General features: G+C 68.6%; 12 protein-coding genes. 9 read left to right on the forward strand and 3 right to left on the reverse strand.

Annotated elements, in window-relative coordinates:
- Window positions 1–14: 14 nt before the first annotated feature.
- Complete coding sequence (locus ABC337_RS12390; RefSeq protein WP_412883711.1) at window positions 15–1,166, reverse strand: glutamate--cysteine ligase; 1,152 nt, start codon at window positions 1,164–1,166, stop codon at window positions 15–17.
- Between the two features lie 171 nt (window positions 1,167–1,337).
- Between ABC337_RS12390 and ABC337_RS12395 the strand changes: the two genes are divergently transcribed.
- Entirely contained in the window at window positions 1,338–2,954 is a 1,617-nt protein-coding gene (locus ABC337_RS12395; protein ID WP_412883710.1) for a glycoside hydrolase family 3 protein, read from the forward strand.
- Between the two features lie 88 nt (window positions 2,955–3,042).
- The gene (locus ABC337_RS12400; protein ID WP_412883709.1) at window positions 3,043–3,876 is read left to right on the forward strand and encodes a shikimate 5-dehydrogenase; all 834 of its coding nucleotides are present in this window, start codon (window positions 3,043–3,045) and stop codon (window positions 3,874–3,876) included.
- A gap of 14 nt (window positions 3,877–3,890) precedes the next feature.
- Here the strand turns inward: ABC337_RS12400 and ABC337_RS12405 are convergent, their stop codons facing one another.
- Window positions 3,891–5,129 (reverse strand): class I SAM-dependent methyltransferase, encoded by a 1,239-nt coding sequence (locus ABC337_RS12405; RefSeq protein WP_412883708.1) that lies wholly within the window; start codon window positions 5,127–5,129, stop codon window positions 3,891–3,893.
- 56 nt (window positions 5,130–5,185) lie between these two features.
- On the opposite strand from ABC337_RS12405, the gene ABC337_RS12410 reads away from it, so the two are divergent.
- The 4 genes from ABC337_RS12410 (at window position 5,186) to ABC337_RS12425 (ending at window position 10,132) form a co-directional block, all read left to right on the forward strand.
- Window positions 5,186–5,581, forward strand: a complete 396-nt coding sequence (locus ABC337_RS12410; RefSeq protein ID WP_412883707.1) for a hypothetical protein — start codon at window positions 5,186–5,188, stop codon at window positions 5,579–5,581.
- 237 nt (window positions 5,582–5,818) lie between these two features.
- Window positions 5,819–6,115: a co-chaperone GroES gene (gene groES / locus ABC337_RS12415; RefSeq protein ID WP_056737866.1), complete on the forward strand. Its 297-nt coding sequence runs from the start codon at window positions 5,819–5,821 to the stop codon at window positions 6,113–6,115.
- Window positions 6,116–6,196: 81 nt separating this feature from the next.
- Window positions 6,197–7,807: a chaperonin GroEL gene (gene groL / locus ABC337_RS12420; RefSeq protein ID WP_412883706.1), complete on the forward strand. Its 1,611-nt coding sequence runs from the start codon at window positions 6,197–6,199 to the stop codon at window positions 7,805–7,807.
- A 264-nt stretch (window positions 7,808–8,071) separates the two neighbouring features.
- A complete protein-coding gene (locus ABC337_RS12425; RefSeq protein ID WP_412883705.1) occupies window positions 8,072–10,132 on the forward strand; it encodes an acyltransferase family protein in 2,061 nt (686 codons plus the stop codon).
- Here the strand turns inward: ABC337_RS12425 and ABC337_RS12430 are convergent.
- Window positions 10,116–11,084 (reverse strand): DUF389 domain-containing protein, encoded by a 969-nt coding sequence (locus ABC337_RS12430; RefSeq protein ID WP_412883704.1) that lies wholly within the window; start codon window positions 11,082–11,084, stop codon window positions 10,116–10,118. The genes ABC337_RS12425 and ABC337_RS12430 overlap by 17 nt on opposite strands.
- Before the next feature lie 176 nt (window positions 11,085–11,260).
- On the opposite strand from ABC337_RS12430, the gene ABC337_RS12435 reads away from it, so the two are divergent.
- From ABC337_RS12435 to ABC337_RS12445, 3 genes are all read left to right on the forward strand, one after another.
- Window positions 11,261–13,369, forward strand: coding sequence for an acyltransferase family protein (locus ABC337_RS12435; protein ID WP_412884934.1), 2,109 nt, complete (start codon window positions 11,261–11,263; stop codon window positions 13,367–13,369).
- A 191-nt stretch (window positions 13,370–13,560) separates the two neighbouring features.
- The gene (guaB, locus tag ABC337_RS12440) at window positions 13,561–15,072 is read left to right on the forward strand and encodes an IMP dehydrogenase (protein ID WP_412883703.1); all 1,512 of its coding nucleotides are present in this window, start codon (window positions 13,561–13,563) and stop codon (window positions 15,070–15,072) included.
- Between the two features lie 105 nt (window positions 15,073–15,177).
- On the forward strand, window positions 15,178–17,013 hold the full coding sequence (locus ABC337_RS12445; protein ID WP_412883702.1) for an ABC transporter ATP-binding protein: 1,836 nt from the start codon (window positions 15,178–15,180) through the stop codon (window positions 17,011–17,013).
- Window positions 17,014–17,040 lie beyond the last annotated feature (27 nt).

Raw genomic sequence — 17,040 nt, forward strand, 5'->3', positions numbered from 1 at the left:
TCGGGCGGGAGGCGTCAGGCCGCCCGGCCCTGCCGCATCTGCTTGACCAGGTCCAGGACGACGGCGCGCAGGTCGCCGCCGTGCTCGGCGGCGATGCGGCGCTGCCGCTGGTAGCCGGCCCCGCGGTCGATGATTTTCGCGACGTCGCCCAGTTCGGCGGCGCAGCCCAGCTGCTCGGCGATCGGGGCGAGCCGATCCAGGGTTTCCCGAAGGTGATCCGTGACGAGCTGTTCGTTCCCCTCGGCGTCGAGGATGATGATCGCGTCCAGGCCGTACCGGGCGGCCCGCCACTTGTTTTCCTGCACGTGCCACGGAGGCATGGTGGGGATGGTCCCGCCGTTGTCCAGGATGGTGGAGAACTCGTGGACCAGGCACTGGGTCAGGGCCGCGATCGCACCGACTTCCTCCAGCGTGGCCAGGCCGTCGCAGATGCGCATCTCGATGGTGCCAAGGTTGGGCACGGGCCGGATATCCCAGCGGATCTCCGAGAGGGCGTCGATCACCCCGGTGGTGAACATGTCCTGGACATAGGACTCGTAATCTTCCCAGCTGCCGAACTGGAACGGCAGGCCCGCGGTGGGCAGCTGCTGGAACATCAGGGCCCGCTGCGAGGCGTAGCCGGTGTCCTCTCCGCCCCAGAACGGGCTGGAGGCGGAAAGGGCCTGGAAGTGCGGGAAGTAGTTGACTAGGCCGTCCAGCACGGGCAGGACCTTGTCGCGGCTGTCCAGGCCGACGTGGACATGGACGCCATAGATCACCATCTGCCGGCCCCACCACTGGGTGCGGTCGATCAGCTTGGCATAGCGTTCCTTGTCCGTCACCGGCTGCAGCTGCGGCGGGCTGAACGGATGGGAGCCGGCGCAGAAGACCTCCACGCCCATCGGGTCCGTGACCTCACGGAGCGCGGCGAGGGAACCCGCCAGGTCCGCCTTGGCCTCGGCCACCGTGGTGCAGATCCCCGTGACCAGCTCCACCGTGTTGAGCAACAGCTCCTGCTTGATGTGCGGGTGCTCGTCGTCCTCGTTGAGTTCCGGGTGCCGGGCGGCAACGCCGCGCAGCACCTCCTTGGCCACCGACGCAAGCTCGCCGGTCTCGGCGTCGACGAGGGCCAGCTCCCATTCGACGCCGAGTGTTGACTGCCTGGATGAAGCGAACTCGATCTTCATGCGGTCCCTTCGCTGTAGTGGCGGCGCTCGCCGGTGGTTATGTGCGCCGTCACCGCAGCCGGGGCGGCGAGCGGGGGTATGGCAACAATGTCCCAAGTCTAGTGCAGGGGTAGCATCGAGCTGGTGGTCAAGTTACAGCTGATGCGTGAGAGTCTTCACAACCGTAACCTGTTGCCCGTAACCGCGGCGCTGCTGGCGGGGCTCGTGCTCCCGGCCGCCGGATGTTCGTCTCCGGCCACTCCCGGCGACGGTTCGCAGGGGCAAACCGGGCACCCCGCCGCCCCCTCCGCGCAGCCCCTCGGCTGGGGACCCGAGCAGGCCGACGCCGACGCCGCCGCCCGGGCGGTGGCGGGAATGTCGCTGGAGCAGAAGGCGGGCCAGGTCCTGCTGGCCTCCTTCGCCGGGCTCGACGTCGAGGCGCACGCCAAGACGGTGGAACGGCTGCATCTGGCCGGCTCGATCGTGATGGGCGACAACGTTCCTGCGACGGCGACCGGCCAGGTAGATACCGCCGCCATGCGCGCCGCCACCGACCGGCTGCAGCGGGCGGCCCGCGCCGACGGCCGTACTTGGCCCGGCTTGGTCGGCGTCGACCAGGAGGGCGGGCTGGTGGCCCGCCTGCGCGCCCCGCTGACCGAATGGCCGGCCCCCATGAGCTACGGCGCCGCCGGCAGCGACCCGCTGGCCGCCGACGCCGGCCGCGCCCTCTCGGCAGAACTGGCAGGGGTGGGCTTCAACGTCGACTTCGCCCCGGCAGCGGACGTGACCATGGGGCCGGCGGATCCCACGATCGGTGCCCGCTCGTTCTCCGGCAGCCCGGACACTGCGGCCGCCGTCGGCACCGCGTTCTCCAAGGGCATGCTGGATGCCGGCGTGCTGCCCGCGGCCAAGCACTTTCCCGGCCACGGGTCCGTCAGCGTCAACTCGCACCAGGGACTCCCGGTCCAGGGCGCCAGCCTGGACCAGCTCCGGGCCCGTGACCTCAAGCCCTTCCAGGCGGCGATCGACGCGGGCCTGCCCATGGTGATGACCGGCCACATCGCCGTGCCCGCCCTCCAGCCCGGGGTGCCCGCCTCCGTCTCGGCTGCCTCCTATGCCGAACTGCGCCGCATGGGGTTCAGGGGCGTGGCGGTCACCGACGCCATGAACATGGGCGCCATTACGGAGCAGTTCCCCAACGATTCGTCCGCGCCCCTGGCGCTCGCGGCGGGGGCGGACCTGATCCTGATGCCCGCCTCGGTGGACACCGCGCACGCCGCGATTGTCTCCGCCGTCCGCAACGGCAGCCTGCCGGCGGCACGCCTGGACGAGGCCGCGCGCCGCGTCGTGACCATGCAGCTCTGGCGCGGACGCAGCCAGCCGGCCCGTGCCTCGGCGCCCGGCAGCGGCTCGGCCCTCTCGGAGAAGGTCTCCCAGGAAGCCATCACGGTGTTGTCCGGGCCGTGCAGGGGTCCGATCGTGCCCGCGAGCGTCCGGGTGACTGGCGGCACGGAGCAGGACCGGGCCCGCTTCGCCGCCGCTGCCCGGCAGGCCGGCATCAGTGTCGGGTCCGGCCCGGTGGTGGCGCTCATCGGCTACGGCGAGGGCCCCGTGACCGCCGACGTCGCGGTGGCCCTCGACGCGCCCTGGCCGTTGGAGAAATCCGCTGCCCCGGCCAAAATCGCCCTCTACGGCCGGAGCCAGGAGGCCTTCGAAGCCCTCGCGGCGGTGCTGGCCGGCAAGGCACCCGCGCCGGGGAAACTCCCGGTGGCCGTGGGCGCGCAGGGCCCGGGGGCCGGCTGCACCTAGGCGCTGCACCCAGGAGCTGTTCAGCCGCTGGACCCTGCAGCAGTCCCTACGCCCGGTACCGTCCGGCCCAGTGGCGTTTAATGGAGCGGTGCCTATCCTGAACAAAGACATGACGCTGTGTATCTCGCTCTCGGCCCGCCCGAGCAATAACGGGACGCGCTTCCACAACCGCCTGTACGAGCAGCTCGGCCTGAACTGGATCTACAAGGCCTTCGCCCCCACGGACCTGGGCCAGGCGATCGCCGGGGTCCGCGGGCTGGGGATCCGCGGCTGTGCCGTGTCGATGCCGTACAAGGAGGACGTGATCGCCTTGGTGGACGTCATGGACCCGTCCGCGAAGGCCATCGACTCGGTCAACACGATCGTCAACGACGGCGGCACCCTCACCGCCTACAACACCGACTACACCGCCATCGAACAGCTCCTGCAGCGCAACGCCGTGCCGGTGGACTACTCCGTCTGGCTCCGCGGTGCCGGCGGCATGGCGAAGGCAACGGCGGCAGCGCTGCGCGACGCCGGGTTCCGGGACGTCACCATCATTGCCCGCAACGAGGACGCCGGCCGGGCACTCGCCGACCTCTACGGTTTCGCCTGGCGCGCCGACGTTCCGGCCCAGGGTGACGGGGTGGACCCCGCCGCGCTGCTGATCAATGTCACGCCCATCGGCATGGCGGGCGGCGCCGAGGCGGACGCCCTGGCCTACCCGCAGTGGGCGGTGGACGCCGCCGAGGTGGTGTTCGACGTCGTCGCGCTGCCCGCCGAGACGCCGCTGATCAAGGCCGCGCGGACCGCCGGGAAGAAGGTCATCACCGGCGCCGAGGTGGCCACCATCCAGGCGCTGGAACAGTTCGTCCTGTACACCGGCATCCGGCCCAGCGATGAGCAGGTCCGGGCCGCCGAGGAGTTCATGCGCGCCCAGTAAGGGCGCCAGTGGCCCTAGGGGACGTAGGGGTTCACCGGCCGTACCGAGACGGCAACCCGTTCCTCGCCGATCCGGGTGAGGACCAGGGTGGCTTTGTTCTTGGCCTGCTTCGCGGCCCGGCCACCCGGAAGGAGTTGCCGGCGCAGTTCCTCCGGGGTGACGGCCACGCCGCGCTTCTTGATCTCGAGTACCCCGATTCCGTTTTCCCTGACCCAGGCCTTGAGGGCCTTGACGTTGAGCGGCATCACCTCGAGGACCTCGTAGGCCCGGGCGAACGGGGTGTCCTGCAGGTCGGGGGCGCAGATGTAGGCGATGTGCTCGTCCACCAGGTGTCCGCCGAGCCGGAGCGCGACGTCGGCCACGAGTCCGGCGCGGATCACGGCCCCGTCGGGTTCGTAGAGGTACCCGGACACCGGGCCCACGGGGGCCGCCGGGCCGCCGTCGAAGTCCTCGGCGCTGGTGAGCTCCGCCGCCCCCCGCGGGCCGAGCACCAGAGCGGCGCGGCGGATGCCCCGGCGGCGGACGGCGTTGAACCACAGGGCCACCTCGGTGACGTCGCCGCCCACCGAAACCCACTGTGCCTCGCAGTCCGCGGGGATCGCGGTGTGGGGGATCCCGGGGCCCATCTTCACGCCGATAGCGCGGCCGGAGGCGGCCAGCGACTCGACAAAGGACAGGGGCGGGGAGAAGTCCTCCGGGTCCCAGAGCCTGGTGGTGCCCGAGGTGGACGTGGTCCGGCGGGCCGGGTCCAGCCAGACCCCGTCGATCCCGTCCAGGGGCACGGATTCCGCGTCGGCGTGGACCACGGTGGCGTTCCGGAACGGGATCAGGTTCATCGTGGCGCAGGCGGCGGTGGTTTCATCCAGCTCCACGGCGGTCACCGTCAGGTCCAGGGACGCCAGGGCCATCGCATCGGCGCCGAGGCCGCAGCCCAGGTCCGCGACGTGGGTGACCCCCGCCTCCGCGAAGCGCTGGGCGTGCCTGGCGGCGACCGTGAGCCGCGTGGCCTGCTCCAGGCCGGCACGGGTGAAGATCATCTGCCGGGCGAATTCGCCGAACTTGGCCTCCGCCTTGGTCCGAAGCCGGGACTGCGTCAAGGCCGCGGAGACCAGATCCGCCGGGTGACCGGCCTTGCGGAGCGCCGCGTTGAGCTGGAACGCCTCCTCCTCGCGGTACGGGCCCAGCGAGGACAGCAGTTCCCACCCCGCCGGGTTGAGCAATGGTGCGATCTGGTCCTGCGGTGTCTCAGCCATGCCATCGATCGTAGTTCAGGCCCGGGAACCCCGCGGCGCCCACTAGGCTTGACGGCATGAACGACAGGAACACGGAAACCGATGGAACGGCAGCGGGGGAGGCTCCCGGCCGCCGGGGATTGGCGCGCTACGCCCGCCCGGCTTTGATCGCCGGCATCGTGGTCGCCGTCGTCTGTGTCGCGCTGCTCGTGATCATCTTCCTCCTCGACACCTTCAACGCAACGGTTTACTCGGTGGACGGCAAGGACGTCGCGGACGCCACCGACGAGGCCCGGGCCATCCGCGACACCTACGCCGGGGTCCGGATCGGCAGCATCATCTTCCTCGTCGCCGGCGTCATCGCGGCCCTGGCCGGCGGGTTCCTGCTCTACCGGACGCGCAACGACGTGCCCCGGGTGGAGGAGGACGACGACGGACTGGAGTGGGACTACGACGACCTGGCGGGGGAGTAGCCGGGCCGCTCGCCCGTCCGCTCTTCCAGAAGGCCGTTCGCCACAGATGAACTTCTGGCACTCACCTTGACCGAGTGCTAACTCCTTACATAGAGTCGTCATTAGCACTCCCCCTAGGCGGGTGCTAATACCAAAGCATCAGCTGCCAGGCTGCTGCCGGCACCGCGACGACGGTCTGTACGCATGGCACCACCGCTTTGAAGTCCATGAATTTGCTGACGAAAAGGAGAGGTCCGAGTGTCGGTCTCTATTAAGCCTCTTGAGGATCGTATTGTTGTCCGCCCGCTCGAAGCCGAGCAGACCACGGCCTCCGGCCTGGTTATCCCGGACTCCGCACAGGAGAAGCCGCAGGAAGGCGAAGTTGTCGCGGTAGGCCCCGGCCGCTTCGATGACAACGGCAACCGCGTTCCCGTCGACGTTGCCGTTGGCGACGTCGTCATCTACTCCAAGTACGGCGGAACCGAAGTCAAGACCGGCGGTGTCGAGTACCTCGTACTGTCCGCCCGCGACGTTCTGGCGATCGTCGTAAAGTAACTCTCTTGGATCCCCGCGCCGCCGGACCGTCAGCAATGAACGGAACGGCTGCGCGGGGTTCTTTCGTGAAAGGACAACACCATGGCAAAGCAGCTCGCGTTTAACGACGCTGCCCGCCGGTCCCTCGAGGCCGGTATCGATAAGCTCGCCAACACCGTCAAGGTGACGCTCGGCCCCCGCGGCCGCAACGTCGTTCTGGACAAGAAGTGGGGCGCCCCCACGATCACCAACGACGGCGTGACCATCGCCCGCGAGGTTGAGTTGGACGACCCGTACGAGAACCTGGGCGCGCAGCTGGCCAAGGAGGTCGCCACCAAGACCAACGACGTCGCCGGTGACGGCACCACCACCGCGACGGTGCTGGCGCAGGCCCTGGTCAAGGAGGGCCTGCGCAACGTTGCCGCCGGCGCCGCCCCGGGCCAGATCAAGCGCGGCATCGAGGTCTCCGTCGAGGCCATCGCTGCCCGCCTGCTGGAGAACGCCCGTCCGGTTGAGGGGACCCAGGTGGCCAACGTTGCCGCCATCTCCGCGCAGAGCGACGAGGTCGGCGAACTGCTGGCCGAGGCGTTCGGCAAGGTCGGCAAGGATGGTGTGATCACCATCGAGGAGTCCTCCACCACGCAGACCGAACTCGTCCTGACCGAGGGCATGCAGTTCGACAAGGGCTACCTGTCCCCGTACTTCATCACCGACGCGGACCGCCAGGAAGCCGTCCTCGAGGACGCTCTCATCCTGATCAACCAGGGCAAGATCTCCTCGCTGCAGGACTTCCTGCCGCTGCTGGAGAAGGCCCTGCAGTCCTCGAAGCCGCTCTTCATCATTGCTGAGGACGTCGACGGCGAGGCCCTGTCCACGCTGATCGTCAACCGCATCCGCGGCACCCTGAACGTCGTCGCCGTCAAGGCTCCCGGCTTCGGTGACCGCCGCAAGGCCATGCTGCAGGACATCGCGACACTCACCGGCGCGCAGGTTGTCTCCCCGGAACTGGGCCTCAGCCTGGACACCGTGGGCCTGGAGGTCCTCGGCACCGCGCGGCGTATTACCGTCACCAAGGACAACACCACGATCGTCGACGGCGCCGGTTCGGCCGAGGACGTTGCGGCCCGCGTCGCGCAGCTGCGTGCCGAGCTGACCCGCACCGACTCGGACTGGGACAAGGAAAAGCTGCAGGAACGCCTGGCCAAGCTGGCCGGCGGCATCGGCGTCATCAAGGTCGGCGCAGCCACCGAGGTCGAGCTGAAGGAAAAGAAGCACCGCATCGAAGATGCCGTGTCCTCCACGCGTGCTGCGCTGGAAGAGGGCATCGTCTCCGGCGGCGGTTCGGCCCTGGTCCACGCCCTCAAGGCCCTCGACGAGGACCCGACGGTCAAGGCCCTCGACGGCGACGCGGCAGCAGCCGTGGGCATCGTCCGCCGGGCGCTGACCCAGCCGCTGCGCTGGATCGCCCAGAACGCCGGCTTCGACGGCTACGTCGTTGCCGCACGGGTGGCGGACTCGGCCGTCAACCAGGGCTTCAACGCGAAGACCGGTGAGTACGAGGACCTGATCGCCGCCGGCGTGATCGACCCCGTCAAGGTCACCCGCGCCGCCCTGCGGAACGCTGCCTCCATCGCCGCTCTGGTTCTCACCACCGAGACCCTGGTGGCGGAGAAGCCGGCCGACGAGGACGAGCACGCCGGCCACCAGCACTAAGGTCAACGTGTAGTTCCGGCTGCACCACGTGCATCCAGAAAGAACGCCCCGGCATCGCGCCGGGGCGTTCTTTCGTCTTATGGCGCGCCTGTTTTGCCGCGGTGCGGCCTGGAACCGCATGGCCGGTTCACAAGCTCCTCACAGTCCGCCCTGCTTAACTCGCTGGGTGCATAACGGCGGCTGGCACCCCCGGCGCACCTTCCGTAAAGTGGAACACTTAGGTTTCGGCGGCCCGATGCGGGCCGTCCGTGGTGAGGAATTTTGATGACGCAGCAGGCGGGGCTCCAGGAAGCCGCCCTAACGGGCATTCCGGCCCGTCCCAACCGGAAACCCGGCTACCGGCCCGAGATCCAGGGGCTGCGGTCGCTGGCTGTCCTGATGGTGATGACGTACCACATCTGGTTTGGCCGGGTCTCCGGCGGTGTGGACGTTTTCCTGCTGGTGTCGGCGTTCCTCATGACCTTGCAGTTCGTGGGACGTTTCGAGGACGGGCGTCCGACCGCCCTGGTCAAACACTGGCTGCACCTCTTCCGCCGCCTCATCCCGGCGGCCGTCGTCGTGGTGGTCGCCACGCTGGCGGCGACGATCTTGTTCCTTCCCCGGACCCGGTGGCTGGACATCGTCGGCCAGGCCTGGGCGTCCCTGGTGTATTCCGAAAACTGGCTGCTGCAGGCCCAGGCCACCGACTACTACGCGTCGGACCACTCCTCGGCCAGCCCCTTCCAGCATTTTTGGTCGCTGTCCATCCAGGGGCAGGTGTTCATCCTGTGGCCCCTGATCTTCGTGGGTGCCGGGTTCCTCGCCAAGCGCTTCCGCCTCAAGTACCGGTCGCTGCTGGCCTACGTTTTCGGGCTCGTCTTCGCAGTCTCCTTGGCCTACTCCATCGTGTTCACAGCTTCCAACCAGACCGAAGCCTATTTCGACACCGGTGCCCGCCTGTGGGAATTTGCCCTCGGATCGCTCGTGGCGTTGGCCCTTCCGATCCTCCGGATTCCGGTCCCATGGCGGGTGCGCCTTGGGTGGCTTGGTATCGCCGCGATGCTGAGTTGCGGCTTCCTGCTGGACGTCCAGGCGTCCTTCCCTGGCAGTATCGCGCTGTGGCCCACCCTGGCCGCCGCTTGCGTGATCGTCGCTGGTCAGACCGGCAGCCGGTTTGGGGTGGATCGGATTCTCAGTTCCCGGCCGTTGGTCCGCCTCGGGGACACGTCCTACGCGATGTACCTCTGGCACTGGCCGCTCCTGGTCGTTGCGCTCGCCGTCCAGCAGCGCGACCACGCCGGTCCGGTCACGGGCTCGGCGATCATTGTGGCCACCATCGCGCTGGCCTACCTGACCACCCGGTTCGTGGAGCGCCCGTGGCGGCAGTGGAAGTGGCCGGAGGTAAAGCGGCGCCGGGCCTCACTCGCGATCGTGGCCGCCCTGACGGTCGCAGCCGTCCCACTGGTCGGGCTTCAGCTGGCGTTGTACTTCGAGAATCAGGGCATCCTGGCTAAGGCCGCGCGAAACAATCCCGGTGCCCGTGCGCTGCTGCCGGACTTCACAGAGCAGGCCGACGCCGATGCGGCGCTCCTTCCCGCGCCGGAGAACTTAGGCAAGGACTGGGCCAGTTTGCCGCAGCCGTGCAGCGGTACACTCGAGCCCCAGGACGCCACCCTCCGCGGAGTGTGCAACGAAAACACCCAGACCGGGGACTCGGCCAAGACGGTCCTCGTCCTCGGCGACTCACACGCAGAACAGTGGCTCCCGGCCCTTGAACCGGTGAGTGATGAGAAGGGATGGCGGCTCTACGCCATGCTGATGGGCGGCTGCAAGCCCGCCACGACTGCGCAGAACGCCAACGCCGATTGCGACAAGTTCAACGCCGCCGTCACGGCAGAGGTCAAGCGCAACCCGCCAAATGCGATCGTGGTGGTGGGCACCGCGGCGTCGCCCTCGTCAACCGATGAAACGCTGATTCCCGGTCTGGAGGCCAGCCTCGACACCTGGACCGGGATGGGCATCCAGGTGGTCCTGCTCCGGGACAACCCCAGGTTCGGATTCAACATGGCAGACTGCGTCGTCACCAAAGGCGAATCCGACCCGGCGTGCCTGCCGGCCAAGAGTGGGCTCTTCGCCGCAGATAACCCGCTCGACACCCTGGCAGACAAGGCCCCGAACGTCGTCACACTTGATATGACCGACCTCATCTGCCGTGAAAACGACTGCCCCGGCGTCGTGGGCAACACCTTCGTCTACCTGGACAACAACCACCTCAGCCGCACCTATTCGGCGAGCATGGCCCCGATGGTCAAGGACCGGCTGCTCTCCGCTACCGGCTGGGAGTAGCGCGGCTCCGTCCCTGGCGGGGTCGGGTGCCGCGGGGGTGCCGCCGGGTCACCACCCGGTAGAACAGGAGCACGGCCACCGCCGCGACAACCAGCCCGGCGAGGTTAATGAACAGCTGCACGGCCGAGCCGGCCGCCTTCTGATACTCGCCCAGCACCAGCGCCACCGCGACGAACCCCGCCGCCGGCACTGTGGTGACCGAGATAAACACACCCACCAGGGCAGTGGAACGGCGGCTGATGACCGACAGCATGCCGGCCACCCCGGCCAGCAGCGCCACGATCAGCGAGTACGGTCCCGGGTGGTAGATGAACTCGACAGCGGAGCCGGTGTCCAGCGCGGACGTGGGAAAGAGCCCCAGCGGAACGGACAGCCAGGCGGTGAAGGCCGCCGCGAGCATCGCGACCGGGAACCCGACGCCGAGGGCCAGGGCTGCGCTGCGGCCGAGCCGCCACTGCCGCCGCACCAGCGCCACCGCCAGCGCCGCGAGCGGCCCGAATTCCGGACCGACGGCCATCGCGCCGACGATGGCGATGGTGGAGTCCGTGACGATGCCGATGGCCGCAAGCTGGGTGGCGAGAACCAGGAAGGCCAGGAAACTCCAGGTCAGTTTGGCGTCGTCCCCGGTCTGCCGCGAGACCTCGTCCCAGATCATCGCGTCCGCGCCTTCGCCCGGGGCCTCGGCGACGGCGCGGTCGGCCCGATCGGACAGCAGGAGTTCGGGGGTGGTCACGGAGATGGAGCCCGCCCGCTGCACGCCCAGTGACTGAAGCCTTTCCAGCAGCGGTTCGACGGCTTCCCGGGCGATCATCACCTGCAGCACGTCACCCTTGGGCACCAGCGAGGTCCCCGGGTGCAACGCCACTTCCGCCACACCTTCCGCATCCGAGCAACACTCGACGACGGCGGAGGTCAGCTCCGCCGGAACGCTTATTCGCACCGTGACAATCACCGGCGGCCTCCTTCGACCCGTTCAGAGTAGCCGGGGGAGGGCGGCGGGCGACCCAGCCGCGCGGTCTCGAGGAGCGCGGACCCTGGAACAGCCGCGATGAGTAAGCACTCTGGCGATTGGCGAAGGAAATTACGGTTCGGTAACATTGATGGTTCGGAATCCTGTCCACTATGTCGATGAATCACCCCGAGGGGTCCCGCGTGCCAGAGCTGCGAACCAGTACCACCCGGCCGCATACACCGGCCGGGTCTCCGGCGAGCCGGAAAACGGGCTACCGCCCCGAGGTTCAGGGGCTGCGTGCCCTGGCCGTCCTCATGGTCGTGACCTACCACGTCTGGCTGGGCCGGGTCTCGGGCGGCGTGGACATCTTCCTTCTCATCTCGGCCTTCCTCATGACCCTGAGCTTCGCCCGCAAGGTCGAGGCCGGGAAGCCGCTGCGCCTCCTACACCACTGGCTCCACCTGCTGAAGCGGCTGCTGCCCGCCGTCGTCGTGGTGGTGCTGGCCGTGCTCGCCGGGACCTGGGCGATCCTCCCCGCGAGCCGCTGGCCCGACGTCCTGAGCCAGGCCTGGGCCTCCCTCTTGTACCGGCAGAACTGGCTGCTCGCGGACACCGCCGTCGACTACTACGCCCAGGACCACTCGGGCGCGAGCCCGCTGCAGCACTTCTGGTCCCTCTCCATCCAGGGGCAGGTCTTCCTGCTGTGGCCGCTGATCTTCGCCGGGACGGCGCTGCTCCGCCGGGCCCTGAACCGCTGGACGCCGCTGGGGAAGAAAGGCGTCAGCTACCCGCTGCTGCTCGCGGTGGCCTTCGGCGCAGTCTTCTCCGCGTCGCTCGTCTATTCCATCGACCAGACGGCCAGCAACCAGGCCTACGCGTACTTCGATACCCGGGCCCGGCTTTGGGAGTTCGCCCTGGGCTCGCTGCTCGCACTGGCCCTGCCGCACCTGAAGCCGGGCAAGGCGCTGCGCGTGGTGCTGGGCTGGACCGGCCTCGTGGCGATGCTCTCCTGCGGGCTGCTCCTGACCGTCGACCGGTCCTTCCCCGGCTTCATCGCCCTCTGGCCCACGCTGGCCGCCGCCGCCATCATCGTCGCCGGGCAGAGCGGCAGCCGGTTCGGCGTGGACCGGCTCCTGACCTGGCGGCCGCTGGTGGCCCTCGGCGACAACTCCTACGCCCTGTACCTCTGGCACTGGCCGCTGCTGGTGCTGGCCCTCGCCGGGTGGGGGATCACCGCCCCGAACCTCTGGCAGGGCCTGGCGATCGTCGCCGTCTCCATCGCGCTGGCCGTGCTGACCACCCGCTACGTGGAGAAGCCGCTGCGCCAATGGCACTGGCCGCAGAGCCGGGCCTGGCGCTCCGCCGTCGTGATCGCCGCCTGCGGCGCCCTGCTGGCCGCCCCGATCACCCTCTGGCAGGGGCGCATCAGCGCGGACGAGGCCGCCGCCGCCGCGCAGCCGCGCGACCTCACCCCCGGGGCCGCCGTCCTGGCGCCGGAGAACGCCGGCAAACCCACGCCGGAGGCGAAGATCATCCCCGCGCCGCAGGCGATGAAAAACGAATGGGCGGACATCGACGGCCTCTGCACGGACGCCAACGTCCCCAGCAACCCGCTGCTGCAGGGCTGCCTGCAGAACAGCCGCCCCGACCACGTGACCAAGCGGATCGTGGTGCTCGGCGACTCGCACGCCCAGCAGTACATGGCCGCCCTCGGCCCGGTCGCCAAGAGCCACAGCTGGGAGGTGGTCACCCTGCTCAAGGGCAACTGCAGGTTCGGCGGCCAGTCGGACCAGCGAGACGCCGACTGCAACGCCTTCAACAAGGCCAGCGCCGAGTATGTCCTGGAGCATAAGCCGGATGCGGTCTTCACCGTCGCCTCGCTGACCCACAAGGACGCCCCCTACGAAACCGAGGTACCGCAGTACCTCGAGGGCATCAAACCCTTCACCGACGCCGGGATCGACGTCGTCGGGATCCGGGACAACCCCCGCTTCACCCAGAACATGCCCGAATGCGTCCAGAAGAAGGGCGCCGACGCCGCCGCGTGCAACGTCCCGCTCCAGGAGTCCCTGGCCGCCGCCTCGCCGCTGGATGACTACCGCGGCAAGGTGCCCCGGCTGCACCTGATGGACATGAGCGACTTCATCTGCGCCAACGGCACCTGCCCCGCCGTGGTGGGCAACGTCTACGTCTACAAGGACGATAACCACCTGACCAAGACCTACGTGCAGACCATGATCCCGATGTTCGAGGAGCGGCTGCTCGCGGCGACCGGCTGGAGTTGAGCGGAGCCTGCGTGCCGTGCCGGCGCCCCGGATGAAGTGGCTCACATCCGCCGCCCGGAATATGGGGATCGGCGCCAAGGTTCTAGTATCTATTCAACACTTCTGCACAGGCCATGCCCGTAATGACGGGCTGGTCATCTGCTGCAACCCCTACCCGTGAACCCCAGAAACCCAAGGTAAGAGGCGCACTCATGACCCAGCCCGAACACGACCCCTTTGGCTTCGTCGGCCTGACCTACGACGACGTTCTGCTCCTGCCGGGGCACACCAACGTCATCCCCTCCGACGCCGACACCTCCTCCCGGATTTCCAAGCGCATCTCCGTGAAGACCCCGCTGCTCTCGGCCGCGATGGACACGGTCACCGAGTCCCGCATGGCCATTGCCATGGCCCGGCAGGGCGGCCTCGGCGTCGTCCACCGCAACCTCTCGATCGCCGACCAGGCGGACCAGGTGGACCGGGTCAAGCGCAGCGAATCCGGCATGATCACCAACCCGCTGACCATCGGCCCCGAGGCCACCCTGGCCGAGCTCGACGAGATCTGCTCCCACTACCGCGTCTCCGGCCTGCCCGTCGTGGACGAGGGCATGCGCCTGCTCGGCATCGTCACCAACCGCGACACCCGCTTCGTTCCCGAGGCCGACTTCGCGATCCGCCTGGTCAGCGACGTCATGACCAAGATGCCGCTGGTCACCGGCCACGTGGGCATCAGCCGCGAGGAAGCCTCCCACAAGCTGGCCACCAACAAGATCGAGAAGCTCCCGCTGGTCGACGACCAGGGCAGGCTCAAGGGCCTGATCACCACCAAGGACTTCACCAAGGCCGAGCAGTACCCGCTGGCCACCAAGGACGACGAGGGCCGCCTCCGCGTCGGCGCCGCCATCGGCTTCTTCGGCGACGGCTGGGAACGCGCCATGGCCCTGATCGACGCCGGCGTCGACGCCCTGTTCGTGGACACCGCCAACGGCCACTCGCAGGGCGTGCTGGACATGATCCGCCGCCTCAAGTCGGACCCGGTCGCCGCGCACGTGGACATCGTCGGCGGCCAGGCCGCCACCCGTGAGGGTGCTCAGGCCCTGATCGACGCCGGTGCCGACGGCATCAAGGTCGGCGTGGGTCCCGGTTCCATCTGCACCACCCGCGTCGTGGCCGGCGTCGGTGTCCCGCAGATCACCGCCATCTACGAATCCGCCAAGGCCGCGATTCCCGCCGGCGTGCCGCTGATCGCCGACGGCGGCCTGCAGTACTCCGGTGACATCGGCAAGGCCCTGGTGGCCGGCGCCGACACTGTCATGCTCGGCTCCCTGCTGGCTGGCTGCGACGAGTCCCCGGGTGACCTGATCTTCGTCAACGGCAAGCAGTTCAAGCTCTACCGCGGCATGGGCTCCCTCGGCGCGATGCAGACCCGCGGCAAGAACACGTCCTACTCCAAGGACCGGTACTTCCAGGCCGACGTCTCCGGCGACGACAAGCTCATCCCCGAAGGCATCGAGGGCCGGGTGGCCTACCGTGGCCCGCTCGCCTCCGTGGCGTACCAGCTGGTCGGCGGGCTCCGCCAGACCATGTTCTACACCGGCGCCCCCACGGTCCCCGAGCTGAAGGCCCGTGGCAAGTTCGTCCGGATTACCCCGGCCGGGCTGAAGGAATCGCACCCGCACGACATCCAGATGACGGTCGAAGCGCCCAACTACGGCGCACGCTGACCAATACCCGTCGCCCGACGGACACACGGAAGGGGCCGTTCTGATCACTCAGAACGGCCCCTTCCGTGTGTCCTTGGCGTTGGGCGCTTGACCTAGGCTGAAGCTATGTCCGAACTGCTGCCCGCGCGCGAACCGGCACGGAAGCTCGCCTTGCGGCCCTACACCCGGGCCGTGGCGCAGGTGCTGCGGGTCAGTTTCCGCGCGTCGCCCGCCGCCGTCGTCATGAAGGTGGCCGGCTCGCTGATCTCGGCGCTGTTGCCGCTGGTCACCACCTACTTCGCCGCGTTGACGACGACCGCGCTGGCCGCCGCCTACGCGGGCAACGCCGCCGCCGGGCAGCAGGCGATCGTCTACGTCGTCGTCACCGCCGCGCTGGGGCTGTTCTGGGGCGCGTTCAGCAGCGTGGACCGCTACATTCAACAGCTGATGAGCTTCCGGGTCGGTGCGATCGTGGGCGACCTGATGTACGAGCGGTTCCTGGCCCTGGAGTTCTGGCGCTACGACGACAAGGAGACCGTGGACCTCTACGACCGGGCCAAGCGCTTCTCCGACTCCTACGCCCGGGTCCTGGACCGAATCGCCGCGATTTTCACGCAGTTGGTCTCCGTGGTGCTGGCGATCGGCGCACTCTGGCTGGTCAGCTGGTGGATTGCCGTGATCGTGCTGGTGGCGATCGTCCCCAGCGTCTACCTGCAGTACAAGCTCTCACGGGAGCAGATCGCCCACTGGAACACCCAGGTGGATTCGCGCCGGCAGCGGCGGATGATCGAAACCAACCTGCTGCGGCCGCAGCACATCGCCGAGATGCGGCTCTACGGGATCGTCGGCTACCTGATGGGGCTCCGGTCCCGGCTCCGCGACGCCGACGAGAAACGACGGCTGGACTTCCAGAAACGCTACATCCCGCGCCAGCTCGCCGCCGACGCCCTGCAGTACGGCGCCGAGGTGGTCGCGCTGATCTGGGTCGTCGGGCAGATCATCGCCCGGGCCCAGCCCGTCGGGCAGTTCCTCTACGTCCAGCAGATCGTCAGCCGCGCCCTGTCCACGGCGAACAACCTGGTCTCCTCGCTGAGTTCCATTGACGAGGACCTCGCCAACCTCAAGGACTACGAACTGTTCATGGCGCTGCCGGTGCACTCCGAGCACGCGCCGCCGCTGCTGCAGGCACCCCGGACCGTGGAACTGCGGGATATCCGCTTCACCTATACCGGCAGCGACCTGGAAGTCATCAAGGGCATCTCGCTGACCATCCGGCAGGGCCAGCACGTCGCCATCGTGGGGGAGAACGGCGCCGGCAAGTCCACCCTGATCCGGATTCTCGCCGGGCTGTACCGCCCCGACTCGGGCCAGGTGCTGCTCGACGGCGTCGACCTGGCCGCCGTCGACGTCACCTCCTGGCACCGCCACCTGGCGGTACTCAGCCAGGAATTCCTGAAGTACGAGTTCGCCACCGCCGCTGAGAACATCCGCTTCGGCGACGTCGAGGCCCCGCGGGACGACGAACGGATCCGCCGGGCAGCGGCCGACGCCGAGGCGCTGGACTTCATCCTTAAACTCCCCAACGGCCTGGACAACCACGTCAGCAACTGGATGGAGGACCCCCGCGGGCGCAAGGGCAGCGGCCTCTCCGGCGGGCAGTGGCAGCGGCTGGCCATGGCCCGGAACTTTTACCGGGACGCCGCCTTCATGGTGATGGACGAACCGACGTCGGCGATCGACGCGCTCGCCGAGCACCGGATCTTCACCCGGCTGTTCGCGGACCGGAGCAGCACCATCATCGCCATCAGCCACCGGCTCGCCACGATCGAGAAAGCCGACGTGGTGTACATGCTCGAGGACGGCCGCGTGGTGGAGCAGGGCACCCACAAGGACCTCGTCGCCCTGCGCGGCCGCTACTTCCGGATGTTTGAATCGCAGCTGGGCATGGACGACGCCGTCTGACCGTCGCGACGCTGCCTCACTGGAAGC

This window comes from Arthrobacter phoenicis, assembly GCF_047238215.1.
In the GTDB taxonomy this organism is placed as follows: Bacteria; Actinomycetota; Actinomycetes; order Actinomycetales; family Micrococcaceae; genus Arthrobacter.